The sequence below is a fragment of the Rathayibacter sp. PhB151 genome, assembly GCF_004366415.1.
In the GTDB taxonomy this organism is placed as follows: Bacteria; Actinomycetota; Actinomycetes; order Actinomycetales; family Microbacteriaceae; genus Rathayibacter; species Rathayibacter festucae.
In genome coordinates this window covers 179,596-196,606 of record NZ_SOEN01000007.1, presented here as the reverse complement: position 1 = coordinate 196,606, position 17,011 = coordinate 179,596, and the positions used below count along the sequence as shown (strand labels likewise).

Sequence of the window (17,011 nt, the reverse complement as noted above, 5' to 3'; positions counted from 1 at the left end):
CCCGATCCCGCCCCCGCGTGCGAGCATTCGAGGATCCGCTCGGCGACGCCGACCTCTCGAGAAAGAACTGCGATGACGCCTCCCTCTTCCTCCCGCTCCACCGGAGCCTCGCGCTCCACCAAGCCCTCCCGATTCGCCGGCTCCGGGCTCGTCGCGCTGGTCGCGACCGGGGCTCTGCTCTTCACGGCGACGCCGGCGTTCGCCGAGGAGGCGGTGCAGCAGACGCTCTCCTCGTCCTCCGCCGACTCGGCGCCCGCACTCCGGACGAACGCCGACCCGCAGGCCCGCGCCGCCGGCGCGTACTACAACGCGCTGGAGGGCGGCGAGGAGCTCGCCCGCGGCGAGAGCATCGTCTCCGACGACCCCGGACCCGCCTACGAGTTCGTGATGCAGGCCGACGGCAACGCCGTCACCTACGGACCCGACGGCCGCGTCGTCTACGCGACCGGCACCGCCGGGCGCGGCGACCACCTCGCGATGCAGACCGACGGCAACGTCGTGATCTACTCCGCCGACGACCGGCCCGTCTGGAGCACCGGCACGAACGACGAGCCCGGTGCGTACCTGATCATCCAGCAGGACGGCAACCTCGTCGTGTCCCGCGAGAACGGCTCCCCCGCCTGGGCGAGCAGCGTCAACGGGAGGATCGCCGAGCCCGCGACCGACACCCTCTTCACCGGCGAGACCCTCCGCGGCGGGCACCGGCTCACCTCGGCCGACGGCCGCTTCCGCGCCGAGATGCAGACCGACGGCAACTTCGTCGGCTACGGCCCGCAGGGCGTCGTCTGGACCACCGGCACGCGCGGCGCCGGCAATCGGCTCGTGCTGCAGACCGACGGCAACGCCGTGATCTACGGGCCGGACGGCTCGGTCCAGTGGTCCTCCGGCACCCGCGGCTCGGATCTGCGCCTCGGCATCAACAACGCCGGATCGCTGATCATCGTCGACCAGGTCGACACCGTGCTCTGGACCAGCCAGGCGCAACTGCCGGGCTCGAGCCTCTACGCCGAGAACGGGCTCGCGGCCGGCAGTCTCCTCCGCTCGGCGAACGGCGTCTACCGCGCCGTCATGCAGGGCGACGGCAACTTCGTCGTCTCCGGCCGCTCCGGCCCGATCTGGTCGACGGTCACATCGGGCGCCGGCAGCTCGTTCAACCTCTACGAGGACGGCTTCATGGCCGTCGTCCGCGGCGACGGCGCCGGGACCTGGACGGTGACCCCCCGCGCCGGCGCGGTCGCTCCGTTCCGCCTCGTCATGCAGGACGACGGCAATCTGGTCGAGTACGACGGCCGCAACCAGGCGGTGTGGGCGAGCCGCTGACCGCGGTCGACTCGACGCAGCTCTGATGGGGTCCCGCCCTGCGGCGGGCCCCTCCCGACGGCCCGGCTCGCGCCTCCCCTGCACGGGCCGGGCCGTCGGCGTCCCCGGGCGGCGCGACCCGCGGCCGAGGGCGGACCGCGACCTTCGGCGCGCGGTCGCCGGCGGAGCACGGTTCGTCGCTGCTCCCCCGCGCGTCGCATGATGGAGGGGTGAGCGACGCCGGCGACTTCATCCGCACGGCGCTGGAGTACGAGGGCGACGTCTGGCGCGCGCAGGACGTGCGCGAGCGACTCGGCGCGGGCCTCGATTCCACCGGCGCCTCGGTCGGCGCCGTGCGCGGGACCGTGCGGGACGCGCTGAAGAAGTTCCGCGGGCTCGGGCACGACGACGTCACCGCGCTGTCGTCGGAGCTGTGGGAGCCGCACGTCTTCGAGACGCGGCTCGCCGCGATCGTCCTGCTGCAGTCGCGGGCGGCGCTCCTGCGCGCCTCCGACCTGACCCGGCTCGAGGGATTCGTCCGAGATGCACGGGTCGAGGAGTTGACGGCGCCGCTGGCCCGCGACGTGATCCGTCCTCTGCTCGAGAGCAGCAGCGGATCCGCACGGGCTCGGGTCGACGGCGTGCTCGACCGATGGGCCGCCGAGGGCGGGACGCTCGCCGAGGCCGAGAGACGGGTCCGGCCGGCGCACTGATCCGGCCGGATCACCACTCGATCACGACCGCGCCTCGGCGGCGTGGCGCGGCGAGCGGCGTGGAAGCATTCGGGAGAACTGCCCACCGACTCCGCTCGAAGGACCCGCGATGACGCCTCTCCACCCCGCCCGCACCCTCGTCTCCGGGGCGGTGGTGCTCGTGACCGCGGGCGCCCTGCTGCTCGGCGCGACTCCTGCCCTCGCCGCCGGCCCCGGGCAGGTCCCGACCACGGTCGCCACCGCCGCGAACGTCTTCACCGACGCGCTGGTCAGCGGAGAGCAGCTCGCGCCCGGCGAGAGCATCGCCTCGGTCGGCGGCGGCTACCGCTTCGTGCTGCAGACCGACGGCAACGCCGTCACCTACGACGCGAGCGGCCGGGCCACCTTCAGCACCGGCACCGAGGGCCGCGGCGACCGCCTCGTCATGCAGGCCGACGGCAACCTCGTGATCTACGCCGCGGACGGCCGACCCGTCTGGTTCACCGGCACCGACGGCGAAGCGGGTGCCGCCGTGCGGATCCAGAGCGACGGCAACCTGGTCGTCAGCCGCGCGAACGGCAGCCCCGCGTGGGCGAGCAGCATCGGCACGACGATCGCAGCGCCGCCCACCGACTTCCTCTACCCCACCGAATCCCTCCGGCCGAACCAACGCCTCACGTCGGGCGACGGCCGCTTCACCGCGGTGATGCAGGGCGACGGCAACTTCGTCGGCTACGGTCCGAACGGAGTGACCTGGAGCACCGGCACCTCGGGCGCCGGGAACCGGCTCGTGCTGCAGGAGGACGGCAACGCCGTGATCTACGGTGCGGACGGCTCGGCGAAGTGGGCCACCGGCACCAGCGGCTCCGGAGTGCGGATGAACCTCGACAACACGGGCAGGCTCGTCCTGTACAGCATCGAGGACACCGTGATCTGGAGCAGCCGGATCGCCTTCCCGAGCAGCACCCTGTTCGCTCCGGCCGCACTGTACGCGGGCGAGGGCCTCCGGTCGGGCAACGGCGCCTACCGAGCGACGATGCAGGCCGACGGCAACTTCGTCGTCTCCGGCCGCACCGGTCCGATCTGGACCACCGGGACGTCCACGTCCGGCGACTTCCTCTCGATCGACGAGAACGGATACATGGCGGTCGCCGGCCAGGGCCGAGCGAGCTGGAGCGTTCTACCGCGCTACTTCGTCAATGCCGGCCCCGCTGTTCCGCCGTTCCGCCTGGTGATGCAGGACGACGGCAACCTGGTGCAGTACGACGGGCGCGGCCGCGCGAGCTGGTCCAGCCGCTGATCGCCGCGCTCCCGGGCTGAGCGGATCCCCGGGCCGTCCTCCGGTCCGGGGATCTGCCGCGTCGGGGGTCAGCGGGCGGTGCCCTCCGCGACCGTGATCCGCCGGTCGAAGGCGAGGGTCGCGGGGACGCGGTGCGCGATCAGCACGACCGTGCGGCCCGAGGCGGCGTGCAGCAGGTCGGCGAGCAGGGCGTCGGCCACCGGCGCGTCCACCGAGGCGGTGGGCTCGTCGAGCACCAGCACGTCGAAGTCGGCCAGGAGGGCGCGGGCGAGCGCCAGCCGCTGCGCCTGACCGCCCGAGACGAGGGAGCCGCGCTCGCCGACCCGAGCGTCGAGACCGCCGCGGGCCACGGTCCAGGAGGCGAGGCCCACCCGCTCGAGGACGGCCGTCAGCACCGCGTCGTCGGCCTCGGGCCGGGCGAAGAGCAGGTTCTGCCGGATCGTGTCGTCGAAGAGGTAGGGCTGCTGCTCGACGAGGCCGACTAGCCGGCGCAGCTCGTTCTGGGGCAGCGTGCGCGCCTCCACCCCGCCGATCCGGTAGGAGCCGGTGTGGTCGAGGAACCGGACGAGCGCGTGCGCGAGGGTCGTCTTGCCCGAGCCGCTGCCGCCGTTGACGAGGATCCGCTCGCCCGCGCGCAGCTCGAGCGAGACGTCGCGGAGCGCGGGCGTCGCGGCTCCGGGCCAGGAGACGGAGAGGTCGCGGAGGACGATGTCGCGGCCGAGCGGGACGGCGGCCGACGGATCGACGTCGGCGTCGGTCGCCAGCGCCGGCGACGCGGCCTGCGCGTCGAGGTCGGCGAGCCGCTGCGCGCTCGAGAGCGCCGAGCGCGCGCTCTGCACCGCCAGCGGAGCGGCGGCCGCGACCTCGAAGACGGCCAGCGGCACCAGGGCGAGCACCCCGAGCGCCGGACCGCCGAGCTCGGCGGCGGCCGGGATGCCGAGGGCCAGACCGGCCCAGACCGCGCCGCCGGAGCACAGCGCGAGGACGGCGGCGGCGAGCCCGGTCGACGCCGCGCGGCGACGGGCCGCCCGGGTCAGCGCCGCCTCCGCCTGCGCGACGTCGGCGATCGCCGCGTCGGCCGCGTCGAAGGCGATCAGCACGTCGAGCCGGGTGACCAGCAGGTTCAGGCGCTCGGCCAGCTCGCCGCGCAGCGGCGCCAGCTCGCGGTCGGCGCGCGCCGAGACCAGCCCCGAGCCGAGGGCTCCGCCGGCGAAGGCGAGCACGAGCAGACCGAGCAGCACGGCGCCCATCGCGGGCAGCAGGAGCCAGACACCCACCACCGCGGCGGCGGAGACCACGGCGGAGACGACCAGCGGCTGCACGATGCGCAACGGCACGTCCTGCTGGGCGTCGACGTCGGCGACCACCCGCGAGACGAGATCGCCGCGGCGCACCCGACCGAGGCCGTCCGGCGCCACGGGGACCAGCCGGTCGTAGACGCCGGCGCGCAGCTCGGCCAGCGCGCGGAACGCCGCGTCGTGCCCGGAGAGGCGCTCGAGGTAGCGGAAGAACGCTCGCGAGAGCGCGAAGGCGCGCACGCCGACGACGGCCATCGAGAGGAAGAGGATCGGCGGCTGCTCGGCCGCCCGCACGATCAGCCAGGCCGAGCAGGCGAGCAGGGCGACGACCGACGCGGACGACAGCAGCCCGAAGGAGAGTCCGGGGAGGAAACGCCGCGGCGCCGGCATCACCGCGCGCAGCACATCGGCGCGGTTCACCGGAGCACCGCCTCGGCGGGGGCGAGTGCGAGCACGGCGTCCGCGGCGGCGATGGTCGCCGGACGGTGCGTGGCGACGAGCACGATCACGCCCTCGTCGGCGAGAGAACGGAGCCCGGCGAGCAGGGCGCGCTCCGACTCCTCGTCGAGCGCGGCGGTCGGCTCGTCGAGAGCGAGCACGGCACAGCCGCGCTCGAGGACGCGGTGCACGGCCCGGGCCACGGCGACGCGTGCCGCCTGCCCGCCGGACAGTCCGGTGCCGTCCGCGTCGATCCGCCGGCCGGGATGGAGGTCGGCACCCGCGACGGCCAGCGCCCGCAGGACGCGCTCCGGGTCGGGCGAGCGCGTGCCGAGCGCGACGTTCGAGCCGACGGTCCCGGGCAGCAGATCGGGCCGCTGCCCCGACCAGGCGAGCCAGTCGCGGCCGGAGGAGCCGTCGACGGCCTCCCCTCCGAGGGCGATCGCGCCGGTCGCGGGAGCGAAGCCGGCGAGGGCGGCGAGAAGGGTCGACTTCCCGGATCCGCTGGGCCCGGTCAGCGCCGTGATCGAGCCGGCGGGCAGGACGGCGTCGACGGGCGCGAGCACGCGGCCCGCACCGTCGTCCACCGCGAGACCGCGCAGCTCGAGCGCTCCCGAGCGGCCGGGCACCGCGGTTCGCCCGGGGACGGTCGCCGCCGCCTCGATGATCGCGAAGGCCTCGTCCGCTGCCTGCACGCCGTCCGCCGCCGCGTGGAACTCGGCGCCGACCTGGCGCACCGGCAGGAACACGTCGGGCGCCAGCACGAGCACGAAGAGCCCGATCGCGAGCCCGAGCGAGCCGTCGACCAGCCGCAGCCCGATCGACACCGCGACGAGCGCGACCGAGAGCGAGCCGGCCAGCTCGAGGACGAAGCTGCTGACGAAGGTCACCCGCAGCACCTTCATCGTGTGCACGCGGTAGTCCTCGGTCAGCGCGCGGATGCGGGTGCTCTGCCGCTCCGCCCGTCCGAAGATCTTCAGCGTGGCCAGTCCGCCGACCGTGTCGACGAAGCCGGAGGCCAGCGCCTGCAGGCGGCTCCACTGCCGCTTCTGCACCGCCTGCGTCGCCCAGCCGATCAGGATCATGAACACCGGGATCAGCGGCAGCGTCACCACGAGGAAGAGAGCGCTGAGCGGATCCGCGAGGAAGACCACGAACGTCAGGATCGGCGTGGTGATCGCGGTCGCGATCAGCTGCGGCAGGTAGCGGGCGAAGTAGCCGTCGAGCGCGTCGAGCCCGCCGCCGAGCAGGGCGACGACGCCGCCCGAACCACCCGTGCGGCCGGCCGGACCGAGTGCGACGAGCGAGGCGAGGACCGCCGACCGCAGCTGCGCCTTCGCGTCGGCGCCGCCCCGCGCGGCGTTCACCTCGACGGCCCAGGCCAGCAGCGCGCGCACCGCCACGACCCCCAGCAGCGCCGCGAGCGACGGCGCCGGGTCGGCGGCCGAGCGCCCGTCGACCGCACCGGCGACGAGCTGCGCCACCAGCCACGCGAACGCGACCGCGGTCGCCGTGCGGGCCAGCGCGAGCGCCCCGCCGAGCACGAGGAACAGCCGTGCGGAGCGGGCGTAGCGGAGCAGTCGGGGGTCGAGGGGCTTCACGGTCGCGATCGGTCAGTGCGCGTCGACCGGGATGTGGCTCCGGGTGATGCGCTTGCGGAAGATCCAGTAGGTCCAGGCCTGGTAGCCCACGATGAGCGGGACGAAGACCAGCGCCGTCCAGCTCATCACCGTCAGGGTATAGGGCGTGCTCGAGGCGTTCTCGATGGTCAGGCTGTTGGCGACGTCGTTCGAGGCGGGCATCACCGCCGGGAAGAGCGTGGTGAACAGCGCGAGCACCGCGAGGCCGATGGTCCCGGCCAGCAGGGCGAAGGCACGGCCCTCCCGCCCGCGGACGTTCGCGAGCCAGGCGAGCGCCAGGGCGGTCGCCGCGGCGATCGACAGCAGCCAGGACGGGCCGCTCCCCTGCGCCAGGTTCGTCCAGCCGAGGAACACCGCGGCGACCGCGATGGTCACCAGTCCCGCCCGCGTCGCGAGCCGGCGCGCCCGCTCGCGGATCTCGCCGTCGGTCTTCAGCGAGACGAACACGACGCCGTGGGTGAAGAAGAGCAGGAGCGTCGTCGCGCCGCCGAGCAGCGCGTACGGGTTCAGCAGGTCGAAGACCGTCCCGATGTAGTTGTGGTCGGCGTCCAGCGGCACGCCCTGCACGATGTTCGCGAAGGCGACGCCCCAGAGGAACGCGGGCACGGCCGAGCCGACGACGATCATGGTGTCGAACCGCTTCTTCCAGGCGGCCTCCGGGCGCTGGTGCCGGTACTCGAAGGAGACGCCGCGGGCGATCAGCGCCAGCAGGATCAGCAGCAGCGGCAGGTAGAAGCCGCTGAAGAGCGTCGCGTACCACTCGGGGAACGCGGCGAACATCGCCGCTCCCGCGACGATGACCCAGGTCTCGTTGAGGTCCCAGACCGGCCCGATCGTGTTGATCAGGACGCGGCGGTCGGTGTCGTCGCGGCCGAGGAACGGCAGTGACATCCCGACGCCGAAGTCGAAGCCGTCGAGGACGAAGTAGCCGATGAAGAAGACGGCGACGATCCAGAACCAGAGCGTGGCGAGATCGAGCGATCCGAGGTCCATGTGCGCAGTGCCCTTCTCAGTAGACGGTGCCGACGAGCTGCGGGCGACCGCTCTCCTCGTCGATCTCGGGGGCGTCGTCGGGGCCGGCCTGGGCCGCCCGCTTGATCAGCCGGAACTCGACGACCGCGAGGGTGCCGTAGATCGCGGTGAAGGCGATCAGCGAGATCAGCACCTCGAGGCCGCTGACCCCGGGCGAGACGCCGTCCGCGGTCTTCAGCAGGCCGAAGACCAGCCAGGGCTGGCGGCCCATCTCGGTGAAGACCCAGCCGACGATCATCGCCATCAGCGGCAGCGGTGCCGCCCAGATCGCGATCTTCCACATCCACTGCTTCGGCTGCCGGCCCTTGCGGGTGAACCAGAGGCCGGCGGCCGCGACGCCGATGGCGAGGACGCCGAGCGCCATCATCCAGCGGAACGACCAGTAGGTGACCCAGATGATCGGCGTGTAGTCGCCCGGGCCGTAGACCGCGCTGTACTGCGCCTGCAGGTCGTTGATGCCCTCGACGGTCCCGGTGAAGGTGTGCGTCGAGAGGAAGGAGAGCAGATACGGGATGCGGATCGAGAAGAGCTCGCTCGAGCCGTCGGGAGTGCCCCAGGTGAAGATCGAGAACGAGGCGTCGACACCGGTGGACGTCGTGTACAGCGCCTCCGCGGCCGCCATCTTCATCGGCTGCGTGTCGACCATCGCGAGGCCGAGCGAGTCGCCGGTGAAGAGGGTGAGACCGCCGCTGATCAGCATCATCCAGGCGCCGAACTTCAGCGCCGGGCGCATCGTCTCGAGGTGCTGGTTCCGCGAGAGGTGATAGGCGGCGACGCTGACGATCACCGCGGCCGAGACCATGAAGCAGGCGAAGATCGTGTGCGGGAACGCGGCGAGCGCGACCTTGTTGGTCAGCAGGGCCCAGATGTCGGTGAGCTCGGCGCGGCCCTTGGCCTCGTTGATCCGGAAGCCGACCGGGTTCTGCATGAAGGCGTTCGCGGCGATGATGAAGTAGGCCGAGAGCGTCGTGCCGAGCGTGGTGAGCCAGATCGTCGCGAGGTGCAGCTTCGCCGGGAGCTTGTCCCAGCCGAAGATCCAGAGGCCGATGAACGTCGCCTCGAGGAAGAACGCGAGCAGCCCCTCGAAGGCGAGCGGGGCGCCGAAGACGTCGCCGACGAAGCGGGAGTAGTCGCTCCAGTTCATCCCGAACTGGAACTCCTGGACGATGCCGGTGACCACGCCCATCGCGAAATTGATCAGGAAGATCTTCCCGAAGAACTTCGTCAGCTGCAGGTAGTGCACGCGACCGGTGCGCACCCAGCAGGTCTGGAAGATCGCCACCGTGAGCGCCATGCCGATGGTGAGCGGCACGAAGAGGAAGTGGTAGATCGTCGTCAGGCCGAACTGCCAGCGCGACAGGAGGAGCGGGTCCAGGAGTTCGTTCACGGCTCCGAGCCTAGGTCGGCCGGAGGGGCGCGATGCCCTCGGATCCCAGTACTGGGGCGGATGTGCGCCTCCCGCGGAGCCCCTGGCGACACCCTTCCGGGGCGGTCCGAGCCGCCCGCCGACGGCCCGCGCGTCAGCGACGTCTCGACGTCGAGACAGAGCGTCTCCACGTCGAGAGATCTTCGCCCGCAGGTCCGGTCGAGCAGCGCCCCCGGTCGTCGGAGGGTCGGCGACGGACCTCTCGACGGCGAGCGACCACGTGCGCCGACGCTTCCCGCTGTCGAGCTCGCATCTTCACAGGTTTTTCCCAGTCGCCCCGGCGTGCCGCGTCCGCTGTGAGAGATCGTGCGCCGTCACCGCGCGACGCTCGCGGCTCCCGCCCGGCCGCGCCCCCTACGATCGAGGGATGCCGAGCAAGGGGAGCTACGCCAAGGGTGTCGCGAAGCGCGAGGAGATTCTGCAGACCGCCCTCGAGGTGTTCTCGCGGCAGGGGTACCGCAAGGCCTCGCTGCGCGAGATCTCGGAGGAGGTCGGCCTGACGCAGGCGGGGCTGCTGCACTACTTCGACTCGAAGGAGGAGCTCTTCGCCGAGGTCCTCCGCAAGCGCGACGACACGGACCGCGCCGTCTACGACCTCGAGAAGAAGGGCGACCAGGCGATCGAGGAGGTCGTCAGGCTGATCCGCCACAACAGCGAGGTGCCCGGTCTCGTCCACCTCTACGCGACGCTCTCCGCCGACGCGACCGACGAGTCGCACCCCGCGCACGAGTTCTTCATCGAGCGCTACCGGACCGTCAACGAGGTCTTCGCCGCCCGGGTCCGCGAGGACCAGAGCGAGGGGCTCATCGCCGCCGACATCGATCCGGAGCTGGCCGGCAAGATGATCACGGCGCTGTCCGACGGACTGCAGGTGCAGTGGCTGCTCGACGACCGGGTCGACATGGGCTCGATCGTCGAGACCTTCTGGTCGCTGCTCAAGCGGGTCCGCTGAGATGCAGGACCGCACGCGCCCGTGAACGACGCTCTGACCGGCATCCTCGCCTTCGTCGTGAGCGTGCCGCCCGTCTGGCGGACGCTGCTGGCCGGCCTCGCCGTCTTCTTCGAGACGACGATCCTCGCCGGGCTGATCGTGCCGGGCGACACCGTCGTGATCGTCAGCGCGACCGGCGTGACGTCTCCCCTGCAGTTCGTCGCCCTCGCCGTCGCCGTGATCATCGGCGCGCTCTGCGGCGAGTCGGTCGGCTTCTACCTCGGCCGCTGGTTCGGACCGCGCATCCGCAGGTCGCGCCTCGGCCGCCGCCTCGGCGAGAAGAACTGGCTGCGGGCCGAGCGCTACCTCGCGCGCCGCGGCGGCATCGCCGTCTTCCTCTCGCGCTTCCTCCCGGTGCTGCACTCCCTCATCCCGCTCACCGTCGGGATGAGCGGCATGAGCTACCGGACCTTCATGGCCTGGACGACGCCCGCGTGCATCCTCTGGTCGTTCGCCTACGTCGGCGTCGGAGCCGCGGCGGCGGGCGGCTACCGCGAGCTGTCGGACAGCCTGCACTACGCGGGCTACCTCTTCGTCGGCGCGATCGTGGTCTTCGTGCTGGTCGTCATCGGCGTGAAGAAGCTCCTCTCACGCGCAGAGGCGCGTCACCTCGACGAGTGACGCGCCTCGGGGCGTGAGCGGGTCGGGTCAGCCGAGCAGGCCGGCCGAGGTGAGCCACTCGGTCGCGATGGCCGCGGCCGACTTCTGCTCGTTGACGCTCTCGGAGTTCAGCGCGACGAGGTCGTCGGCGGTCAGCTTCGCGCTGACGCCGTTGATGATCCCGGCGGCGTCGTCGTCGACCTTGTCGGAGACGATGGGCACCACGTTGTCCGCGACGAACAGGCCGTCGGGGTCGGCGAGGGGCAGCAGATCGTTCGACTCGATGTTCGGGTCGGCGGTGTAGATGTTCGCCATCTGGATCTGGTTGCTGGCCAGCGCGTCGACGGTCGTCGATCCGCCGCTGTCCTCGATCGCCTGGAACGTCGTGGTGATGCCGTACTTCGACTGCAGCGCGTCGGGTCCGTAGGGACGGGTCTGCAGCTCCGAGTTGCCGCCGAGCACGATCGGGTCGGTGACGTTCTTCAGCGAGGCGATGTCGGTCAGGTTCCACTGGTCGGCGAAGGCCTGGGTGACCGTGTAGGAGTTCTGGTCGCTCGCGTCCGCGGCGTCGAGCGCACGCAGTCCGTCGGGCAGGGCGTCGGTGAGCGCCGAGTAGACGTCGTCGGCCGTGGTCGCGGTCGTGTCCGGCTCCAGCGCCTGCAGGAGGCTGCCGCCGTACTCGGGGAAGACGTCGATCGAGCCGCTCTCGATCTCGGGCAGGTAGATCTCGCGCTGACCGATGCGGAAGTCGCGCTGCACGGTCATCCCCCCGTCCTCGAGGGCCTGCGCGTAGATCTCGGCGATGATCTCGTTCGAGTAGTAGTCCTGCGAGCCGATGACGATGGTGTCGCCGCCGGCGGTCGCTCCCGATCCTTCGTCGAGCGGATCGCTGGACGAGCACCCTGCCAGCGCCACCACGGCGCCGACCGCGAGTGCGCTGAGAACGACACGGCCCTTCTTGGTTGCTGTGAACATCTCTTATTTCCCTTCGTCGATGGGGATTCCCACCACCGCGCGGCGTCGGAGTGACGACGCGCGGAAACCTGAGCGCTCGGACGTGGCGCGGCCGAGGCCGAGCACGACGCCGCGGGGCACGGCGATCCGCTGGAGGACCGCGAACAGCACCTCGCTGAGCAGCGTGAGCACGATCACGATGATCGAGCCCGCGAGCATCTGCGGGTAGTCGCCCGCCTTGACGCCCTGGAAGATGTAGCGGCCGAGACCGCCGGCGCCGATGTAGTCGGCGAGCGTCGCCGTGGCGATGATCTGCAGGGCCGCGACGCGGAGACCGCCGATCAGCAGCGGCAGGCCGAGCGGGATCTCGACCTTCGCCAGGATCTGCCACTCCGTCATGCCGACGGAGCGCGCGGCGTCGACGGTGCGGCGGTCGACCGCCTCGAGCCCGGAGTAGGCGCCCGCGAGGATCGACGGGATCGCCAGGATCACGAGTGCGATCAGCGGTGCGCCCAGGCCGAGCCCGAGGCTCATCGCCGCGAGCACCAGCACGCCCAGGGTGGGCAGCGCGCGGAGGCCGCCGGCGACGGGCACCGCGATGCCCTTGCCCTTGCCGGTGTGGCCGATGAGGTAGCCGAGCGGGATGGCGATGGCCGCGGCGATCACCAGCACGATGAGGCTGATGCCGAGGTGCTGCGCGACGCGGGTCGGGATGCCGTAGATGCCCTCCCAGTGCGCCGGGTCGCCGATCCAGGCGAAGGCCTGGGCGATGAGGTTCATGCGGTCACCGCCTTCGCGCTCGCGGCGCTCCTGCGGCGGGAGCGGCTCCGGTCGAGGGTGGTCCACGGCATCAGCAGGCGCCCGAGCAGCACGAGGAGCCCGTCGAGGACGAGGGCCAGCACGATGGTCAGCACGATGCCGGTGATGATCTCGCCCTGGATGCCGCGCTGGAAGCCGTCCGTGAAGAGCAGGCCGAGGCTCTGGATGCCCAGCACAGCGCCGACCGTCACGAGGCTGACCGTGCTCACCGTGACCACGCGCAGGCCGGAGAGCAGGACGGGACCGGCGAGCGGGAACTCGACCTTCCAGAACCGCGCCCAGGCCGAGTAGCCCATCGCCGTCGCCGACTGGGTGACGTCCTCCGACACCGCCGAGAGCGCGTCGGAGGTGGTCCGCACCATCAGCGCGATGCCGTAGAGGGTGAGGCCGATGATGACGTTCGCGGTGGAGCGCAACGGGATGCCGAGCAGCGCGGGCAGCAGGATGAACATCGCCAGCGACGGGATGGCGTAGAGCACGCCGAGTCCGGTGAGCAGCGTGCCGCGGCTCCAGCGGTAGCGGTTGGCAACCCAGCCGAACGGCAGCGAGATCACGAAGCTGAGCAGGATCGGCGGGACCGAGAGCGCGAGGTGCGCTAGCAGGTTCGCGACGATCTGATCGGTGTTGTTGACGACCCAGTTCACGCGCCGACGCCGTCCTGCGCGCGCAGGACGCCGGTCGGCCGCCCGTCGCCGTCGACGACGATCCGGGCGCCGTCGCGCTCCTCGATCGACAGCGATCGCTTGCCGCGGTCGGCGCCGACGAAGCCGGCGACGAACTCGCTGGCGGGGTTCGCGAGGATCTCGGCGGGCGAGCCCTTCTGCGCGATCCGGCCGCCCTTCTCGAGGATGACGACCTGGTCGCCGAGCAGGAACGCCTCGTCGATGTCGTGGGTGACGAAGACGACCGTCTTGTCGAGCTCGCGCTGCAGGCGCAGGGTCTCGCGCTGGAGATCGGCGCGCACGAGCGGGTCGACGGCGCCGAACGGCTCGTCCATCAGCAGGATGTTGGGGTCGACGGCGAGGCCGCGCGCGACGCCGACGCGCTGCTGCTGACCGCCGGAGAGCTGGCTCGGGTACCGGGTGGCGAGCGAGCGGTCGAGGCCGACGGTGTCCATCAGCTCGAGCGCGCGATCGTGGGCCGGCTTCTTCGCGACGCCGTTCAGCCGCGGCACGGTCGCGATGTTGTCGATCACCCGGCGGTGCGGCAGGAGACCGGAGTTCTGCATCACGTAGCCGATGCGGCGGCGGAGGGAGACAGCCGGGAGCGTGGAGATGTCCTCGCCGTCGATCTCGATCGTGCCGCCGGTCGGCTCGATCATGCGGTTGATCATCCGCAGGATCGTCGTCTTGCCGCAGCCGGACGAGCCGACGAAGACGGTCGTCTGGCGGGAGGGCAGCACGAGCGAGAAGTCGTCCACCGCCCGCGTGCCGTCCGGATACTGCTTGCTCACTCCGCGGAATTCGATCACGGTCCTGCTCTTCCCTGTCCCGTGGTCCCGGTCAGAACCTGGCGATCAGCAAAACATCATTCGGAGACGCGTGCCAACCCGGATGGCGCAGTGTTGCACCGGAGCGTGGAAAGAGCTAGGCCGTCGGCGGCCGTCGCGGTCAGGCCTCGATCGGCCCGTAGTGCATCGAGAGGTAGTTGCGCAGCAGCACCCGGGCCTCGTCGATGAAGCGCTGGTCGCCGGCCGGATCGATGAGGAAGGCGCGGGTGAGCATCGCGTCCGCGACCTCGATCACGACCTCGAGGCGGAACGACAGCTGGGCGCCGCCCGGCAGGCCGTACTCCGAGGCGAGGATCTCGGCGAAGCGGCGGGCGAAGAAGCCCGCCTCGAACGCCTCGCCCGCGACCTCGGGGGCGTGGATCGTGTCGACGAAGCGGATCGAGCGGAAGCCGGCCTCGGTGCGGTGCATGTCGCAGAACGCGTCGACCGCGCAGTCGACGGCGCCCCACCAGTCCGCCGGGTGCTTCTCGCGGATGTCGGTGATGACCTTCTTGCGGAAGCGCTCGAGCGCGCGCTCGCGCAGCGCCTGGAGCACGGCGATGCGGTCGGGGAAGTAGCGGTAGACGGTGCCGATCGCGGCGCCCGCGCGCTCGGCCACCATCGCGGTGGTCAGGCGGTCGAAGCCGACCTCGTCGACCACGGCCGCGGCGGCGTCGAGGAGGGAGGCCAGCCGGGCCGCGCTGCGGACCTGGACCGGCTCGTTGCGGACCTGAGGCGACTCTCCGAAAGGTCGATCGACGAGGTTTCCAAGCGGCACGGCGAAGCTCCTTCGGTATCGGTTTCTACAATCGTACGCACGCGGACGTGCCGTTCGCGTCGAATCACCGAATGTCTCTCGCTTTCTTCGCCCCGCGTAGGGTGGGCGCGCAGCGGCACCCCAGGAGGACCCATGTGCGGACGCTTCGTCCTCTCGCAGACCAGCGCCGACCTGGTCGCGCTCTTCGACATCGACGAGCCCGGCGCGGATCTTCCGGGCCCGTCCTGGAACATCGCGCCGACGCAGCGGATCGCCGTCGTCGCGGAGTCGATGAAGGGCGTGGAGGAGGGCGAGCCGCCGCGCCGCCGCCTGGCCGGCGCGCGCTGGGGCCTGGTGCCCCGCTCGGCCGCGGATCCGTCCGGTGCGCCGCTCTTCAACGCGCGGATCGAGTCGGTCGCCGAGAAGCCCTCCTTCCGCGAGTCCTTCGCCGCGCGACGGGCGATCGTGCCGGCCTCCGGCTGGTACGAGTGGCGGGTCGGCGCCGACGGCGCGAAGGCCCCCGTGTTCGTCTCCCCGGGCGGCGGGGCACTCGTGCTGTTCGCCGGGCTGTACGAGTGGTGGCGCTCGGCGGAGCCCGGGGCGCCGTGGCTGCTGTCGGCGACGATCCTGACGCGCCCGTCCGCGGGCGCGGTGGCCGAGGTTCACGAGCGGATGCCCGTGCTGCTGCAGCCGGAGCTGATCGAGGACTGGCTCGACCCGCTCACCCCGGGCGACGGCTCGCTGCTCCGCGCGGCGTCCGACGGCGCGGCCGAGCTGGCCGAGGAGCTCGACGTGCACCGCGTCGGCGCCGCGGTCGGCACGGTGGGCAGCAACGGGCCGGAGCTGATCGAGCCCGTCGAGGACTGAGCCGGACCGGCGTCCCTCCTCCGGCGCAGCGCGGCGCCCGCCGGACGGGGGCGTCCGGCCGTCGGGGCCGTCTGGCACACTGGGCGGATGCCGCTGACGCCTGAGAGCAAACCGATGAGCGCCGGGGCGGCCGAGGTCCTGCACCGCGCCGCACGCATCGAGGACCGGATCCACGCGCTGCGCATGCGCCGGGTGACGCGCAAGGGCTACGTGCCGCGGATCATCCCCTACACCGGCTACGGCACCACCGAGCAGCTCCGCGTGCTCGCGCGCGTCCTCTACACCCGGCCGACCCCGCCCGGGGCGGAGGAGGTCCAGCCCGTGGAGAGCGTCCGCGGCTGGCGCAGCTTCACGAGCCTCTACATCAGCGGGGCGGTCGTCTCGGTCTCGGTCGACGGGCAGAGCCACCGGATGGTCGCGGATCGCGGCGGTGTGATCGACACCGACATCCCGATCACGCTCGAGCCGGGCTGGCACCGCATCACCCTCACTGTCGAGGGCGGCGCGCCGGTCGAGGCCCCCGTCTTCATCGTGCGGCCGGAGGCGAGGATCGGCGTCGTGTCCGACGTCGACGACACGGTCATGGTCACGGCGCTCCCCCGGCCCTTCGTCGCCGCCTGGAACACGTTCGTGCTCGACGAGCACGCGCGGATGCCCACGCCGGGGATGGCCGTCTTCCTCGACCGCTTCTCCCGCCAGAACCAGGGCTCGCCCGTCATCTACCTCTCCACCGGCGCCTGGAACGTGGCGCCGGCGCTGACGCGGTTCCTGTCGCGGCACCTCTACCCGGCGGGGGCGCTGCTCCTGACCGACTGGGGGCCGACGCACGACCGCTGGTTCCGCAGCGGCAAGCAGCACAAGGAGGAGAACCTCCGCCGCCTCGCCGTGGAGTTCCCGGACGTCCGCTGGCTGCTGGTCGGCGACGACGGGCAGCACGACGAGGAGATCTACTCCGACTTCGCGCACGAGCACCCCGAGAAGGTCGCGGCGATCGCGATCCGCCAGCTCTCCAACGGCGAGGCGGTGCTCGCGGGCGGTCGCTCGAAGGCGGCCGACCTCTCGGAGACGAGCGGCACCCCGTGGGTCTACGCCCCGGACGGCGCCGGCATCTCCGAGCAGCTGACCGAGCTCGGCATCCTCTAGCCCCGTGCGGCACGGCCGTGCCGACGCGCGGGTCTCGGGCATGCAGAGCCGGCCTCGGCACGCGGAGACCGTGCGGAACGACGAGCCGGACGTGGAATCGCGAGCCGCGACTCCCGCAGCCCGAGCTTCGGCTCGCGAAACTTGCCTAGGCACGCGAAAACCGCGCAGAACGACGAGCCGGAGCTGATTCCGCGAGCCGAAGCTGCTCGACGGCGAAGTCCGGCTCGCAGAATCCACCTCGGCACGCGGGAACCGTGAGGAACCGC

General features: G+C 71.9%; 16 protein-coding genes. 7 read left to right on the top strand and 9 right to left on the bottom strand.

Annotated elements, in window-relative coordinates; genetic code table 11:
- Positions 1–72 precede the first annotated feature (72 nt).
- From EDF35_RS08245 to EDF35_RS08235, 3 genes are all read left to right on the top strand, one after another.
- On the top strand, positions 73–1,320 hold the full coding sequence (locus tag EDF35_RS08245) for a hypothetical protein (protein WP_133961770.1): 1,248 nt from the start codon (positions 73–75) through the stop codon (positions 1,318–1,320).
- A 209-nt stretch (positions 1,321–1,529) separates the two neighbouring features.
- Positions 1,530–2,012 (top strand): DNA alkylation repair protein, encoded by a 483-nt coding sequence (locus EDF35_RS08240; RefSeq protein ID WP_133961768.1) that lies wholly within the window; start codon positions 1,530–1,532, stop codon positions 2,010–2,012.
- A gap of 109 nt (positions 2,013–2,121) precedes the next feature.
- Positions 2,122–3,291, top strand: a complete 1,170-nt coding sequence (locus tag EDF35_RS08235; protein WP_123703063.1) for a hypothetical protein — start codon at positions 2,122–2,124, stop codon at positions 3,289–3,291.
- Positions 3,292–3,359: 68 nt separating this feature from the next.
- Here the strand turns inward: EDF35_RS08235 and cydC are convergent, their stop codons facing one another.
- From cydC to EDF35_RS08215, 4 genes are read right to left on the bottom strand one after another with little or no spacing between them, the layout of a single operon-like run.
- Entirely contained in the window at positions 3,360–5,009 is a 1,650-nt protein-coding gene (gene cydC / locus EDF35_RS08230; protein WP_279587520.1) for a thiol reductant ABC exporter subunit CydC, read from the bottom strand.
- Positions 5,006–6,628 carry a thiol reductant ABC exporter subunit CydD gene (cydD, locus tag EDF35_RS08225; RefSeq protein ID WP_133961766.1) on the bottom strand — a complete coding sequence of 541 codons (1,623 nt, stop codon included), beginning with the start codon at positions 6,626–6,628 and terminating at the stop codon, positions 5,006–5,008. The genes cydC and cydD overlap by 4 nt, the downstream gene beginning before the upstream one ends.
- A 12-nt stretch (positions 6,629–6,640) precedes the next feature.
- Positions 6,641–7,660: a cytochrome d ubiquinol oxidase subunit II gene (gene cydB, locus EDF35_RS08220; RefSeq protein WP_133961764.1), complete on the bottom strand. Its 1,020-nt coding sequence runs from the start codon at positions 7,658–7,660 to the stop codon at positions 6,641–6,643.
- A gap of 16 nt (positions 7,661–7,676) precedes the next feature.
- Positions 7,677–9,086: a cytochrome ubiquinol oxidase subunit I gene (locus EDF35_RS08215; protein WP_133961762.1), complete on the bottom strand. Its 1,410-nt coding sequence runs from the start codon at positions 9,084–9,086 to the stop codon at positions 7,677–7,679.
- Between the two features lie 406 nt (positions 9,087–9,492).
- On the opposite strand from EDF35_RS08215, the gene EDF35_RS08210 reads away from it, so the two are divergent.
- On the top strand, positions 9,493–10,077 hold the full coding sequence (locus EDF35_RS08210; RefSeq protein ID WP_123732086.1) for a TetR/AcrR family transcriptional regulator: 585 nt from the start codon (positions 9,493–9,495) through the stop codon (positions 10,075–10,077).
- Between the two features lie 21 nt (positions 10,078–10,098).
- Positions 10,099–10,737, top strand: coding sequence for a DedA family protein (locus EDF35_RS08205; RefSeq protein WP_133961760.1), 639 nt, complete (start codon positions 10,099–10,101; stop codon positions 10,735–10,737).
- 27 nt (positions 10,738–10,764) lie between these two features.
- On the opposite strand, the gene EDF35_RS08200 is transcribed toward EDF35_RS08205, so the two are convergent.
- From EDF35_RS08200 to EDF35_RS08180, 5 genes are all read right to left on the bottom strand, one after another.
- On the bottom strand, positions 10,765–11,691 hold the full coding sequence (locus tag EDF35_RS08200) for an ABC transporter substrate-binding protein (RefSeq protein ID WP_133961758.1): 927 nt from the start codon (positions 11,689–11,691) through the stop codon (positions 10,765–10,767).
- Between the two features lie 3 nt (positions 11,692–11,694).
- Positions 11,695–12,450 carry an ABC transporter permease gene (locus EDF35_RS08195; protein WP_133961756.1) on the bottom strand — a complete coding sequence of 252 codons (756 nt, stop codon included), beginning with the start codon at positions 12,448–12,450 and terminating at the stop codon, positions 11,695–11,697.
- Positions 12,447–13,133: an ABC transporter permease subunit gene (locus tag EDF35_RS08190; protein WP_123703047.1), complete on the bottom strand. Its 687-nt coding sequence runs from the start codon at positions 13,131–13,133 to the stop codon at positions 12,447–12,449. Before EDF35_RS08190 ends, EDF35_RS08195 begins: the two co-directional genes overlap by 4 nt.
- On the bottom strand, positions 13,130–13,960 hold the full coding sequence (locus EDF35_RS08185) for an ATP-binding cassette domain-containing protein (RefSeq protein WP_123732083.1): 831 nt from the start codon (positions 13,958–13,960) through the stop codon (positions 13,130–13,132). The genes EDF35_RS08190 and EDF35_RS08185 overlap by 4 nt, the downstream gene beginning before the upstream one ends.
- Positions 13,961–14,099: 139 nt before the next feature.
- Positions 14,100–14,756, bottom strand: coding sequence for a TetR family transcriptional regulator (locus EDF35_RS08180; RefSeq protein WP_133961754.1), 657 nt, complete (start codon positions 14,754–14,756; stop codon positions 14,100–14,102).
- Positions 14,757–14,888: 132 nt separating this feature from the next.
- On the opposite strand from EDF35_RS08180, the gene EDF35_RS08175 reads away from it, so the two are divergent.
- Positions 14,889–15,602, top strand: coding sequence for an SOS response-associated peptidase (locus EDF35_RS08175; RefSeq protein ID WP_127886258.1), 714 nt, complete (start codon positions 14,889–14,891; stop codon positions 15,600–15,602).
- 87 nt (positions 15,603–15,689) lie between these two features.
- Positions 15,690–16,745 carry a phosphatase domain-containing protein gene (locus EDF35_RS08170; protein ID WP_133961752.1) on the top strand — a complete coding sequence of 352 codons (1,056 nt, stop codon included), beginning with the start codon at positions 15,690–15,692 and terminating at the stop codon, positions 16,743–16,745.
- Positions 16,746–17,011 lie beyond the last annotated feature (266 nt).